This window comes from Bradyrhizobium sp. CB2312 (genome assembly GCF_029714425.1).
GTDB lineage: Bacteria > Pseudomonadota > Alphaproteobacteria > Rhizobiales > Xanthobacteraceae > Bradyrhizobium.
This window is the reverse complement of record NZ_CP121668.1, coordinates 293,921-305,767: the sequence shown is the minus strand read 5'-3', so window position 1 is coordinate 305,767 and position 11,847 is coordinate 293,921. Positions and strand designations below refer to the sequence as shown.

The window sequence follows — 11,847 nt, the reverse complement described above, 5'->3', positions numbered from 1 at the left end:
GAATTTACTCGATCACCCGCGCCCGCAGATCCGCATCCGGCACGAAGCACGCGTCGTACTTCCCTAAAATGCGATAGCGGTTGCGCGCGATGAGGCTGTAGACGGGGTCCCGCAGCGGCTTCGGCACGGCGAACAGCATGCGCACCCAGCCCCAGCCTGGGAGCTGAGAGAGCACTGTCAGCGCGGCGTCCGACTTCATGAAGACATCGCCGCCATGGACGACGGCATTGGTATCAGGGTCGTTGGGATCGATGCCGAATGTGCGCGCCAGCCGGGCACCATAGTCCGACTGGATCGGCGTGAAATGAAAGCGCTTCGCCGTGTCGCGCTTGGCGACGAAACGCACCCAGCGCGAGCAGAAGACGCAGACGCCGTCGAACAGGATCACGTCGTCATCGGGCCATTTGCTCATCAGACTCTCTTTTTCACGCATTTTCTTCACGCGAACCGGGATCCACTTCGCTCGAAAACGCTATCGATTATCCAGCATCAAGAGCGCGACCAGCATCAGCACGATCGCCGGCCCTGTCTTCACCAGCGCGCCGAGCGGCTCGATCCAGAGGTCGGGCGTGAGGATCGCTGCGCCCACCATGTAGCCGAGCGAAGCAACAATGCCCGTCACCAGCCCGATCGCGGCCGTGCGGCGGAAGGCGATCAGCATGCCGATGCTCATGTCCATCAGGCTGGTGCCGATGGTGATGGGATCGACCAGCGCCGGCGGGAAGTTGTGTACCGTCAGGATGCCTACGGCGGCGCGGTAGGACACGAATAGCGCGATGAAGCCGGAGACGAGCCAGAACGCGACCAAACTGGCGACAATCAGCGCCTTGATCAGGAACAGCCGCGCGAACCATTTGTCCTGGATGGCGGCGGGATGGCGCCCGATCGTCTCGGCGAGCGACTTCGACGCGATGCCCGTGGCGGCGATCCATGCCGAGGGATCACCGCTCACGCCGCGGCGCAGCTCGGCGATGGCGGTGGAGCGCATCGGCGGCATCCAGCCGAGATAATTGGCGAGATCGCCGATCCTCGCGCCGAGATCGAGCATGAGCGAGGGCATCGCGAGGCGAGGCCAGCCGTCCGTGCCGAAGGCGTGGCGGAACTGCTTGATGACGCCGGCCATGGTAATCGGCTCAGGCTGCATCAGGTCCCAGGTCACGGCTTTCACGCCGGCATCGCCGATGTCGCGTGCGGCGAGCCAGGCGATGGTGGCCGAAATATCCTCAATCGCCACGGGCTGAAACGGCGTCGCCATCTCCTTCGCAGGCAGGTCGAGCGGGAAGGCGGCGAGCGCGCGCAGCATGGCGCTGCCGCCATAGGCTGAGGGCGCGACCACGAAGCCCGGCCGCAAAATGGCGTGGGGAATGCCGGAGGCCGCGATCAGGCGTTCGGCCTCGCGCTTGGTCGTTGCGAAGGCGGTGCGATCGGCCTCTGCGGTCCCGGGAATCGAGATGTGAACCAGCCGGATCACACGGCCGCTGCCACCGACGGCCTGAAGCAGACGCGCGACGAAATCGCGATGCACGGCATTGGTGTCGCTGCCAGGGCCATCCTGGAGCACGCCGAGACAGTTGACGACGACATCCACCGCGCGCTCGCTGAAGAGGCGCGTCAGCGCGGCCGCATCGAGCGAGAGGATCGGCAGCTCGAGATCCAGCGCGCTCGTCTTCTGCGCTGGCGACAGGCTACGCGCGACGCCGACGACACGAAAGCCCCGCGCGCGAAGATCGTCGGTGACGAAGCGCCCGATCAGGCCGGAGGCGCCGAGCACCAAAATGGTCCGCTCACTCATCACGTCTCTCAAAATGGTTTGGCGATCATCAGCCACAGGATCAGCATCGTCGCGCCGAAGCCGGGGAAACCGAACGCGAACCAGCGGCGGAACAGCAAGAAGTAGCGCTCCGGCAGCGCGCTGCGTTGCTCGGCGGCCTTGCGCGCGAGATCGCGCATCTCGATCTGCATGAAGACGACGGGGACCCAGAACAGGCCGGCAAAGACGTAGAGCGCGAGCGAGGCCAGCAGCCAGCGCTCGGTGATCGGCGTCGCCGACAGCGTCATCAGCAGGCCGCCCGTGAGCGGCTGGAGCAGCACGGCCGAAAGCGTGAAGATCGCATCCGCGATCACCACCACCGACGCGGTGCGCGCGATGAACGCGACATCGCGTGTCCGATGCGCCATCAGCATGAAGAAGGCAATGCCGGTTCCGGTGCCGAGGATAATGACGGCGCCGAGCACATGAAAGAATTTGACCAGGAAATACAGCGTCATGGCTTCTTGGTCGCCACAGGCCTCGACGGGTTCAGCGCGCGCGCGAGCTCGCTGCTTGCGGCTTTGACCCCGGCCTCGGTCTCGATCATCCAGTGCCCCTCGCTGCCGACGGCGGGCAGCGTGTGGAAGAGGGCGTTGCCGCCGGTGGTGCGAAACGCATCGGCCATTCTCTGCGACAATGCCGGTGCAAAATAGCTGTCGTTTGCGGCAACGAGCCAGGTGACGGGAATCCGCGCCGCCTTGCCGAACTCAGCCACTGCCGCCAGAAGCGTATGCGGCGCGCAGATCCGGTTCGGCTCATCATTGGCATGGCCACCGCGGCCCGGCGCGAACGCAACGATCGCAGCGACGGCGTTCGGATCGGCATTGGCCAGCGCCAGCGCGCCCCAGCCGCCGGCGGAATGGCCGATCACGATGGCTGCGTCCTTGCGAATAAAATCCTGCTTTCGCAAGAATTCCAACGCGCGCAAGATTTCGTCCGCCGTCGCGCGGCCGGAGCGCGCGTAATCCGCTTCGTCGCAGCCGCCCTGGTCCTCGACATAGCGGCCGCCGGTCGCACCATGGCCGAGCCGCTCCGGCACCAGCACGGCGAAGCCACGTGCGACGAGAAAGGCCGCGAGCGCGCGGTATTCCGGCTGCGGCATTTGCGCGCGACGCAAGACGTTCTGCGTCGAGGCATGCGCAATCACTGCGAGCCGGAATGGACCAGCGCCGGCTGGGCGAAACAACAGCGCATGCGCGGCAATGTCGGCGTCGGGCGATGGCACACGCCATTGTTGGCGGCGAAACGGTTCGCGCTCCTCCCCCGACGCACCGAATGTGACCTCTGCACACAGCGGTGCCGCCGTCAGCAAGGCCAGCACAGGCAGGAGAGCGAGAGCATTGAAGAGTCGCATGAATTGCCAAAGGCGAACACGGACAACCAACAGCGAGACTAGTAGGAACGAATCATTCTGGGCGGACTTTCTGCGCTGCCATTGCCATTCATTCGTTGCCGCAAGGCAGTTTTGCACCGACGCATGGCGCTGCGATGCCATTCGAACTGGCGTCCTGTCTTTTTTCGGTACAACATGGTTCAAATACTGATGCACAAAGTCCACACGTTAACCGATAATTAACGATAGGTCTTGCCGCCGGCGCGGCGACTTGGTTTGATCACGTCCATGAGCACAACCCTGATCGAGGTCCGGCCGGCCAAAGCTGCAGATGCAACTGCAGTGGCGTCCACCCATGACGAAGCCTGGCGTTCCGCCTATCAGGGCATCATTCCCGGCGCCGAGCTGGAGAAGCTGATCAACCGCCGCGGCCCGCAATGGTGGGACAGCGCGATCCGCAAGGGCAGCCGCGTCAGCGTGCTCGTGTTCGGCGACAAGATCGCGGGCTATGCGAACTATGGTCGCAACCGCGCGCGCAGCCTGCACTTCGACGGCGAGATCTACGAGCTCTATCTGCGCCCCGAATTCCAGGGCCTCGGCTTCGGCCGTCGCCTGTTCGCCGCCGCTCGCCGCGACCTGATGCAGAGCGGCCTGAAGAGCATGGTGGTGTGGGCGCTCTCGGACAACGATCCCGCCACCGAATTCTACCGTGCCCTGGGCGGCCGCATGGTGGCGCGTTCCTCCGAGCGTTTCGGGCCGAAGTCGCTCGACAAGGTTGCCTTCGCTTGGACCAATTAAGCTGCTGAAACTCTAACCGGCAGCCTTTCCCTCCGCCGATACCGCCAGCCTTTTCCGCCGGTGATCGCGGGATTCATTATTTCACAAAAACACGATGGATCGGCGGGCCAAGCCCGCGTATGACAGCGCCAAAATCGCTGCCGGGCGCGATTTAAACCTCGGCAATAACGGAGCCTTGAATGCGTATCGATGCGGTCTCGATCGGGAAGAACGTCCCCCACGACGTCAATGTCATCATCGAAGTCCCCGTGGGCGGTGAACCGATCAAATACGAGATGGACAAGGAGGCCGGCACGCTGGTGGTCGACCGCTTCCTGTACACGCCGATGCGTTACCCCGGTAACTACGGCTTCATCCCGCACACGCTGTCCGACGACGGCGATCCCTGCGACGTGCTGATCATCAACACCCGCGCCATCATCCCCGGCGCCGTGATGAGCGTGCGCCCTGTCGGCGTGCTGTTCATGGAAGACGAAGCCGGCGGCGACGAGAAGATTCTCGCGGTGCCGTCGTCGAAGCTGACGCAGCGCTACGACAAGGTGAAGTCGTATTCCGACCTGCCCGACATCACGCTGCAGCAGATCCAGCACTTCTTCGAGCACTACAAGGATCTCGAGAAGGGCAAGTGGGTGAAGATCTTGCGCTGGGGCGGCCCGGACGAAGCCCACAAGCTGATCCTCGAAGGCATCGAGCGCGAGAAGAAGAAGAAGGGCTGATCTTTCCCCCTCGCCCCGCTTGCTTCGCAATCCGACCTCTCCCCGCAAGCGGGGCGAGGTGAAGAAACCCTACACCGCCGGCTTCGGCAGCCCGGCGATCGCGCACGCGGCGCGCAGCGTATTCACCAGCAGGCACGCCACCGTCATCTGGCCGACGCCGCCGGGCACCGGCGTCACTGCGCCGGCAACGCCAAGCGCTTCCTGATAGGCGACATCGCCGACGAGACGGGTCTTGCCGTCCTCTTTCGGAATGCGGTTGATGCCGACGTCGATCACGGTTGCGCCCGGCTTCAGCCAGTCGCCGCGCACCATCTCCGGCTTTCCAACTGCGGCATAGACGAGGTCGGCGCGCTTCACGAGGCCGGGCAGATCGCGCGAGCGGGAATGCGCGATCGTCACCGTAGCGTTCTCGTTCAGCAGCAATTGCACCAGCGGACGGCCGACCAGGTTGGAGCGGCCGATGACGATGGCGTTCAGGCCTTCGAGCGAGGCGTGCACGCTCTTGGTCAGGATGATGCAGCCGAGCGGCGTGCAGGGCGACAGCGCCTCGAAGCCGCCGGCAAGGCGACCGGCATTGTTCGGATGCAGGCCGTCCACGTCCTTGGCGGGATCGATCGCATTGATGACGGCCTCGGTGTTCAGCCCCTTCGGCAGCGGCAGCTGCACCAGGATGCCGTGTACGGCGGGATCGCGGTTGAGCTTTGCGACGAGCGCGAGCAGATCTCCTTGCGAGACGTCGGCCGGCAGCTTGTGCTCGAACGAAGCCATGCCGGCCGCCTGGGTCTGGGTGTGCTTGGAGCGGACATAGACCTCGCTGGCGGGGTCGTTGCCGACCAGCACCACCGCAAGGCCCGGCACCAGATTGTGCTCGCGCTTGACCCGGGCGACCTCATCGGCGACGCGCGCGCGGAGCTCCGCGGCAATGACCTTTCCATCGATGATCTTGGCCGTCATGTCAGTTCCCTCAGTCTGTCGATTTGGCGTCTGCCGATTTGGCGTCTGCTGATTTGGCTTGGGCCAGCCGGCGCAGAGCTTCGCCGAGCCGCGCCGGATCGCCGTCAACCGCGATCTGCTTCAGCCGGGAGGTGGCACCGGATAGCAGTCTTACATTGGCCTTGGGCACGCCAAGCGATTTCGCCAGCAGCACCAGAACGGCCTTGTTGGCCTCGCCGCCATCGGCGATTGCGCGCACCCGCACCTTGAGCACGCTGCGGCCATCGGCCAATTGCTCGATCCCGTCGATGTTGTCGCGGCCGCCGCGCGGCGTCACCCGCAGCGCGATGCTGATCCCTGCGGCAGAGTAGCGCCAAGGTTCCTTGAAAGCGTCGTTGGCAACCAAGGCGCTCCAGCCTGCTCAGATCACGTTGGGGTAGATGTAGTACAGAATTACCCGCTCGATGAACATGATGATCAGAATCACGATGATCGGCGAGATGTCGAGGCCGCCGAGGCTCGGCAGGAAATTGCGAATCGGCGCCAGGACCGGCTCGGTGATCCGGTACAGGAACTCCGCCACCGCCGACACGAACTGATTGCGGGTGTTCACGACGTTGAAGGCGATCAGCCAGGACAGGATCGCGGAGGCGATCAGCAGCCAGACGTAGAGGTCGAGCACGATGATGACGATGTCGAGAACGGCACGCATGGCTTTTGAAGACTCTGGCTGCGGGTGGGATTGATGTCTTTCGCTAGATATCGGTTCCCCCCGGCCCAAACAAGGGAAGTCGGTGCCCGGATGGCTAAAACCCCCTTACACCCCGTCCTTGACTTGACCTTGGCGGGGAATTAAATGGCGCCCGGTTGTCGGCCGCGTTTACCAGAGCGGCCAGCAAAGGGGCCATAGCTCAGCTGGGAGAGCGCGTCGTTCGCAATGACGAGGTCGGCGGTTCGATCCCGCCTGGCTCCACCACGCTTCGCCCTTCAGGCTACGCGTGGCGCAGCCGCGCGGAGCCTGAAGGGCGAAGCGTGGTGTCCGGCGTAGCCCGCAGGGCGAAGACGGACTGTCTCCGATCAGCTCCCCCCTACCTCCCCGTAAACCTTGGCGGCCGCTTCTCCATGAAGCTCGCGACGCCCTCCCGGAAATCGCTCCCGTTCAGCGCCACCATCATCTCCCTGTTGGCCTCGATCGTCGCCTCGGTCAGGGTCTGGAACGGCACCTCGTAGAGCTGACGCTTGATCACGGCCATCGCGCTCGGCGAGACGAAATCGGCGAGGTCGCGCGCATAGGCGTAGGTCTCCTCGCGCAGCTTTTCCGGCGAGCACAGCCGGTTCACCAGCCCAATCCGCAGCGCCTCCTCGCTGGAGACGCGCCTCGCCGAGAGCAAGAGATCCAGTGCATTGGCGTGGCCGACGATGCGCGGCAGCATCCAGGACATGCCGTGCTCGGCGATCAGGCCGCGCCGCGCGAAGGCCGTCGTGAACACCGTATTGTCGGCGGCAAAGCGCAGGTCGCAATAGAGCGCGTGGACGAGGCCGATGCCGGCGGTCGCGCCGTTGAGCATCGCGATGACGGGCTTACCGATCGATGGATAGAAGCCGTAGCGCGTCTGCCAGTCCGGCCTGCGGTTCATGTCGAACGGCGGCAGATTTGATGCGCGCCTGACGTCGTTGGGATCGAGCCCTTTCAGCGCATCCATGTCGGCGCCGGCGCAGAAGGCACGGCCCGCGCCTGTCAGCACGATCACGCGGACATTGTCGTCGGCGCTCGAGGCTTCCATCGCATGGCGCACATCGCGCTCCATGATCGGCGTCCACGCATTCATGCGATCGGGACGGTTGAGCGTGATGGTCGCGATCTTGTCGTTCACCTCATAGAGAATGTGCTCGTAGGCCATGGCGCTCTCCCTTTGCCGGCACGCGTTCGCGCATGCTCGTTGGCAGCGAGCCTAGCATACAGAGGGGGAGAGCAAGGACTTGCGCGAAGACGCGATCACTCGGCGGCTTGCGCCAGCACCACGCGGCGCGCCAGCCAGCCGTCGATGAAATGATCGAGCCAGGCACGCTCTGCCACGTCGTGCACGGCACGATCCGCGAAATGATGATGCCGCTCGCGCGCGCCGGGCGCGCTGAGGCCGTCATAGCCGCGCGTGGTCCAGCAATGCATCATCGCGTAGGTCACGTCGGGATGGAACTGCACGCCGAACGCATTGCCGGCGCGGAACGCCTGGATCGGAAAATCATCGCCTTCCGCCAGCAATTCGGCACCCCGCGGCAGTTCGAAGCCTTCGCGATGCCAGTGATAGACCTGCGCCGGCCAGTCCGGGCAGAGCGCGTGTCCTGCGGCGGTCGGGCGGATCGGATAGTAGCCGATCTGGGTCAGCGCCTGCGCATGCGGCGCGACGCGCGCACCGAGCTGCATCGCCAGCATCTGCGCGCCCAGGCAGATGCCGAGGAGCGGCCGCTGTTCGCGGAGCGCAATTTCGATCCAGTCGATCTCGCGGCGGATGTAATCGTCGGGATCGTTGGCGCTCATCGGGCCTCCGAAGATCACGGCGCCGGCATGGCGGTCGAGCGTTTCAGGCAAGGGATCGCCGAAGCGAGGACGGCGAATGTCGAGACGATGGCCGAGCGCGCGCAGCGCATTGCCGACGCGGCCGGGTGTCGAGGATTCCTGATGCAGGACGATCAGCACCGGCAGAAGGGGTTCGGAGGCGGCGGCGCCCGGCGCCCTCTTTCGGAAGGGTACCAGTTCTGCGCCACCAAACCTGTCCGTCCGGAACGACATGGCCTCTGCGAGTGCTATCGGTTCAGTTCGCCAGCATAGCTAAGCGAAGGTTAACATCGTGTGAGTTCGCGCACACACGCCTCGAGATTAAAGCAAGCTCCGGGCCACTACGGGGGCGCTCAAAGCGTTTTCGAGCGAAGCGGATACCGGTTCGCTCGAAAACGCGTCAAAACAACAAATTCAGCGCCGCTGCCGCTGAAACCGGCTGGTGGCGGACAGGATGAAGCCGCGCGGAAAGAATCGCAGCGCGAAGGGCACGATCTTGATGCCGAGGCCGGGCAGCACTGCCCGTTTGTTGGCCATCAGGCCGCGATAGGCCTCACGCGCAACCGCCGTGGCCGACACATTGAGCAGCGCCGTATCATGTCCGGAGCCGACGCCGGCGCGTGCCTGGAATTCGGTCGGCACCGGACCCGGGCAAAGCACGGTGACGCGAACGCCGCGCGGCGCAAGCTCCGCCCGCAGCGCTTCGGTCAGGGAAATCACATAGGCTTTGGAGGCGTAGTAGACGGCCATGCCGGGGCCGGGCAGGAAACCCGCGACCGACCCGACATTGAGAAGGCCGCCCTTGTTCCGGATCAGCTGATCGGCAAAGCGCAGCGACAGATCGGTCAGCGCCCTGACGTTGACGTCGACGATGCCGACCTGCTCGTCGCGGTCGCGCTCGATGGCATCGCCGAACACGCCGAAGCCGGCGTTGTTGACAAGATGGTCGAGCTCGACACCTTCGGCCGCAAGCGCCGCAGCGATCCTCTCGCCGGCGTCGGTGTCCTGAAGATCGCAGGCGATCACGATCGGCTTCTTGCCGCACTTGGTGGACAGCTCGTTCGCGAGCGCCTCAAGCCGGTCCGCCCGTCGCGCCGTCAATGCGAGACGGTGACCATTGGCGGCGAACACGCGCGCCAGCTCCGTACCTATCCCCGCCGAGGCACCGGTGATCAACGTTACCCGCTCAGTCACGATCGACGTCTCTTGAATTGAAGTTTTTGCCCCGCAATGCCGGAACGAGAGCATAGGCCATGCGTGGCAGGCAAGCGGTGCTGTCAGCATGGCCGCTTGAACCGGCGACAGGGCGCGCAGGAAAACCGCGGAATTTGCGGGTGAAGCCGATACCGGCGCTGCGGCGGCTACATTAAAGTTTCGTCATGTGGTCGGTACAACCGGCAGGCCGCCGGGCCGAATCGGCTCAGCCGCCGATGGCGTCGTCCTTGACCTGGCTACCGTTTTGGCCACCGGCGCGCTCGGCAATGGCATGCTTCAAGTCGATGCGGTCGCGCTGGGAGATCCCGAGCAGATCGGAGGCGCGCCAGACGACGTTGTCCTCGAACTCGGTGACCTGGCCGTCCGCATAGACCAGCTCCCACATCATCCGGACGATGCGCTTGCGGCCCTCTTCGTCGAGCGAGCGCATGATGACGCTGGTGAAATGATACAGATCGACCGCCTCGCCCTCGACCTGGGTCGCATCCGCGATCAGCCGGTCCGCGGTGCCGCGATCGAGCCCGAAATGGCTTTCAATCAGGCTGTGCAGCTTGCGCTGCTCGGCTGCCGTCGGCTGGCCATCCAGCGACACCACGTGGACCAGCAGCGCGGTCGCGGCCAGGCGATAATCGCCGTCGTCGAAGGCGCGATTCTGGTCATGCGGGGCGACAATGTCGGCGATGAACTGGCGCAGGCCGTCGAGCATATAAGGTCCTACCGAAATCGATGACGCCGCAACAAGCGCGGCCGTGACCAGCATTATATGAGCGGGAAACCCAACCGGCGCAATGTGCGTCAGTTGCGCGCGCCATTACGTTTCGGCAATCTGGGCTGCCGCATTCACCGTCATGGCCGGGCTTGTCCCGGCCATCCACGTATATCCGCTAGCAAAGAAGTGGATGCCCCGATCAAGCCCGGGCATGACGAAGGAAAGTGTAGTGCGCATCCATCTCCACGTCGTCATTGCGAGCGTAGCGAAGCAATCCAGACTGCCGCCACGGAGAGATTCTGGATTGCTTCGTCGCAAGTGCTCCTCGCAATGACGGAGAGTGTGTGGGACCGCGACCATCACTCACGGTATCTCGTACACCACCATCTTGTCGGCGATGCCGCGCAGCGCGGCCTGCTTCTGGATCGGCTTGATCGCGCGACGCTCGAGCACCTCGGCGACCGCGGGAGCATCGAGCACCGGGCCCGTGATGTGGATCTCCTGCGCGGTCGACAGGCTCTGCACGCGCGCGGCGATGTTGACGGTCTGGCCGAAATAATCCTGCCGCTCGTTCAGCATCACCGCGAGACACGGCCCTTCGTGGATGCCGATCTTGACGATGAGGTCGGCGGTGCCGCGCTGCCTGTTGAGCTCGTCCATCGCCGCGCGCATCCGCAGGCCGGCAACGATCGCGTGCTCGGGACGGACGAAGGTCGCCATCACGGCATCGCCGATGGTCTTCACCACCGCGCCCTTCTCGGAGGAGATGATCTCGAGCAACGCGTGGAAATGCGCGCGCACGAGATCGAAGGCGGCGAGATCGCCGACGCGCTCGTAGAGCGCGGTCGAGCCCTTCAGGTCGGTGAACAGGAAGGTGAGGGAGGTGATCTGGAGTCGCTGATCGAGGCTGAGATTGTCCGCCTTGAACACGTCGCGAAAGGTCTGGTTCGACAGCATGCGCTTGGCGGTGAGGAACGGCTTGCGCTTGCCGATGAGATGATGAAGCGCCTCGGCCGCGATGAACACAGACGGCAGCACGCGCACGCCGGCCTGGTTCTCCAGCGACAGCCGCAGCGGACCCGGCCGCATCGTCGTGGTCCCGGTCGGCGCCTGCACCTTGTTGTACATGATGGCGAGCTGCTGGCGATCCTTGGTCGGCTCGCCCTGGACGTCGATGAACTGGGCGGCGTGCGTCACCGGCTCGAAGATGATGATGAAGTCGTTCGGCAGCTGCAGCGACATCGTCGCCTTCTCGCCGGCCGGCAGCTCCATCGTATCCAGCGTCACCTCGTTAGCCAGCGTCGCAAACGATTCCTTGTTGAAGTCGACGCCCGAGCTCCAGAACACCTGCTTGAAATACTCCCACACCGGCAGCGTATCGGGGTCATGCGCGGCGATGCGCCGGACACGCGGATTCACGGTGAAGGAGACCTCGACCTGATCGTCGACCGAAGCCTTGTAGCCGCAGGCGCAGAGCGCGCAGTGGTAATCGTCCGGCTTGAGCGCCTTCAGCGTCGTGTGGGCGCCCAGCACGCCGCCGCAGCCGGGGCACAACACGTTCCAGCCGAGATCGAACAATCCGAGCCGCGCCGCGTGCAGGAAGGTGGAGATCGCGTGCTCTTCGTCGACGCCATGGTGCCTCGCGAAGTCGAGCACATTGACGCGGTTGAGTTCGTGATCCTCGCCGTCCGCGATCATCCGCGCGATCGCATCGACCACCTTGGCGTCGGCGGTCTGCTTCAGAACGGAAAACTGGGCCTGGATGTCGCTCATGGC

At 64.5% G+C, this 11,847-nt stretch carries 14 protein-coding genes and 1 tRNA gene; 3 read left to right on the top strand and 12 right to left on the bottom strand.

Features of this window, described 5'->3' with window-relative positions; translation table 11 throughout:
• Positions 1-4 precede the first annotated feature (4 nt).
• The 4 genes from QA642_RS01475 to QA642_RS01460 are packed head-to-tail and all read right to left on the bottom strand — an operon-like array spanning position 5 to position 3,164.
• A complete protein-coding gene (locus tag QA642_RS01475) occupies positions 5-412 on the bottom strand; it encodes a DCC1-like thiol-disulfide oxidoreductase family protein (protein WP_283083061.1) in 408 nt (135 codons plus the stop codon).
• 60 nt (positions 413-472) lie between these two features.
• A complete protein-coding gene (locus QA642_RS01470; RefSeq protein ID WP_283083060.1) occupies positions 473-1,792 on the bottom strand; it encodes an SDR family oxidoreductase in 1,320 nt (439 codons plus the stop codon).
• A gap of 8 nt (positions 1,793-1,800) precedes the next feature.
• Entirely contained in the window at positions 1,801-2,268 is a 468-nt protein-coding gene (locus QA642_RS01465) for a DUF2269 domain-containing protein (protein WP_283083059.1), read from the bottom strand.
• The gene (locus tag QA642_RS01460) at positions 2,265-3,164 is read right to left on the bottom strand and encodes an alpha/beta fold hydrolase (RefSeq protein ID WP_283087133.1); all 900 of its coding nucleotides are present in this window, start codon (positions 3,162-3,164) and stop codon (positions 2,265-2,267) included. The genes QA642_RS01465 and QA642_RS01460 overlap by 4 nt, the downstream gene beginning before the upstream one ends.
• A 267-nt stretch (positions 3,165-3,431) precedes the next feature.
• Here QA642_RS01460 and QA642_RS01455 point away from each other — a divergent pair, with 267 nt between their 5' ends.
• Together QA642_RS01455 and ppa are read left to right on the top strand one after the other, a co-directional pair.
• The gene (locus QA642_RS01455) at positions 3,432-3,941 is read left to right on the top strand and encodes a GNAT family N-acetyltransferase (protein ID WP_008136728.1); all 510 of its coding nucleotides are present in this window, start codon (positions 3,432-3,434) and stop codon (positions 3,939-3,941) included.
• Positions 3,942-4,120: 179 nt separating this feature from the next.
• Positions 4,121-4,657 (top strand): inorganic diphosphatase, encoded by a 537-nt coding sequence (gene ppa, locus QA642_RS01450; RefSeq protein ID WP_235541995.1) that lies wholly within the window; start codon positions 4,121-4,123, stop codon positions 4,655-4,657.
• Between the two features lie 69 nt (positions 4,658-4,726).
• On the opposite strand, the gene folD is transcribed toward ppa, so the two are convergent.
• From folD to QA642_RS01435, 3 genes are read right to left on the bottom strand one after another with little or no spacing between them, the layout of a single operon-like run.
• A complete protein-coding gene (gene folD, locus QA642_RS01445; protein WP_283083058.1) occupies positions 4,727-5,611 on the bottom strand; it encodes a bifunctional methylenetetrahydrofolate dehydrogenase/methenyltetrahydrofolate cyclohydrolase FolD in 885 nt (294 codons plus the stop codon).
• A 10-nt stretch (positions 5,612-5,621) separates the two neighbouring features.
• Entirely contained in the window at positions 5,622-5,996 is a 375-nt protein-coding gene (locus tag QA642_RS01440) for a DUF167 domain-containing protein (protein ID WP_283083057.1), read from the bottom strand.
• Between the two features lie 15 nt (positions 5,997-6,011).
• Complete coding sequence (locus QA642_RS01435; RefSeq protein ID WP_283083056.1) at positions 6,012-6,302, bottom strand: YggT family protein; 291 nt, start codon at positions 6,300-6,302, stop codon at positions 6,012-6,014.
• Between the two features lie 188 nt (positions 6,303-6,490).
• Between QA642_RS01435 and QA642_RS01430 the strand changes: the two genes are divergently transcribed.
• Positions 6,491-6,566: transfer RNA gene (locus QA642_RS01430), tRNA-Ala, on the top strand.
• A 112-nt stretch (positions 6,567-6,678) separates the two neighbouring features.
• On the opposite strand, the gene QA642_RS01425 is transcribed toward QA642_RS01430, so the two are convergent.
• The 5 genes from QA642_RS01425 to QA642_RS01405 form a co-directional block, all read right to left on the bottom strand.
• A complete protein-coding gene (locus QA642_RS01425; RefSeq protein ID WP_283083055.1) occupies positions 6,679-7,491 on the bottom strand; it encodes an enoyl-CoA hydratase in 813 nt (270 codons plus the stop codon).
• Between the two features lie 95 nt (positions 7,492-7,586).
• A complete protein-coding gene (locus QA642_RS01420; RefSeq protein WP_283083054.1) occupies positions 7,587-8,381 on the bottom strand; it encodes a glutamine amidotransferase in 795 nt (264 codons plus the stop codon).
• 180 nt (positions 8,382-8,561) lie between these two features.
• Complete coding sequence (locus QA642_RS01415; protein ID WP_283083053.1) at positions 8,562-9,341, bottom strand: SDR family oxidoreductase; 780 nt, start codon at positions 9,339-9,341, stop codon at positions 8,562-8,564.
• A gap of 226 nt (positions 9,342-9,567) precedes the next feature.
• On the bottom strand, positions 9,568-10,068 hold the full coding sequence (locus QA642_RS01410; protein ID WP_283083052.1) for a TerB family tellurite resistance protein: 501 nt from the start codon (positions 10,066-10,068) through the stop codon (positions 9,568-9,570).
• A 366-nt stretch (positions 10,069-10,434) separates the two neighbouring features.
• On the bottom strand, positions 10,435-11,844 hold the full coding sequence (locus QA642_RS01405; protein WP_283083051.1) for an adenylate/guanylate cyclase domain-containing protein: 1,410 nt from the start codon (positions 11,842-11,844) through the stop codon (positions 10,435-10,437).
• Positions 11,845-11,847: the final 3 nt, after the last annotated feature.

What these genes read in the sequence shown, in the direction of transcription:
- QA642_RS01475 (WP_283083061.1), bottom strand. Translation starts at nt 412, where the DNA reads ATGAGCAAATGGCCCGATGACGACGTGATCCTGTTCGACGGCGTCTGC.
- QA642_RS01470 (WP_283083060.1), bottom strand. Translation starts at nt 1,792, where the DNA reads ATGAGTGAGCGGACCATTTTGGTGCTCGGCGCCTCCGGCCTGATCGGG.
- QA642_RS01465 (WP_283083059.1), bottom strand. Translation starts at nt 2,268, where the DNA reads ATGACGCTGTATTTCCTGGTCAAATTCTTTCATGTGCTCGGCGCCGTC.
- QA642_RS01460 (WP_283087133.1), bottom strand. Translation starts at nt 3,164, where the DNA reads ATGCGACTCTTCAATGCTCTCGCTCTCCTGCCTGTGCTGGCCTTGCTG.
- QA642_RS01455 (WP_008136728.1), top strand. Translation starts at nt 3,432, where the DNA reads ATGAGCACAACCCTGATCGAGGTCCGGCCGGCCAAAGCTGCAGATGCA.
- ppa (WP_235541995.1), top strand. Translation starts at nt 4,121, where the DNA reads ATGCGTATCGATGCGGTCTCGATCGGGAAGAACGTCCCCCACGACGTC.
- folD (WP_283083058.1), bottom strand. Translation starts at nt 5,611, where the DNA reads ATGACGGCCAAGATCATCGATGGAAAGGTCATTGCCGCGGAGCTCCGC.
- QA642_RS01435 (WP_283083056.1), bottom strand. Translation starts at nt 6,302, where the DNA reads ATGCGTGCCGTTCTCGACATCGTCATCATCGTGCTCGACCTCTACGTC.
- QA642_RS01425 (WP_283083055.1), bottom strand. Translation starts at nt 7,491, where the DNA reads ATGGCCTACGAGCACATTCTCTATGAGGTGAACGACAAGATCGCGACC.
- QA642_RS01420 (WP_283083054.1), bottom strand. Translation starts at nt 8,381, where the DNA reads ATGTCGTTCCGGACGGACAGGTTTGGTGGCGCAGAACTGGTACCCTTC.
- QA642_RS01410 (WP_283083052.1), bottom strand. Translation starts at nt 10,068, where the DNA reads ATGCTCGACGGCCTGCGCCAGTTCATCGCCGACATTGTCGCCCCGCAT.
- QA642_RS01405 (WP_283083051.1), bottom strand. Translation starts at nt 11,844, where the DNA reads ATGAGCGACATCCAGGCCCAGTTTTCCGTTCTGAAGCAGACCGCCGAC.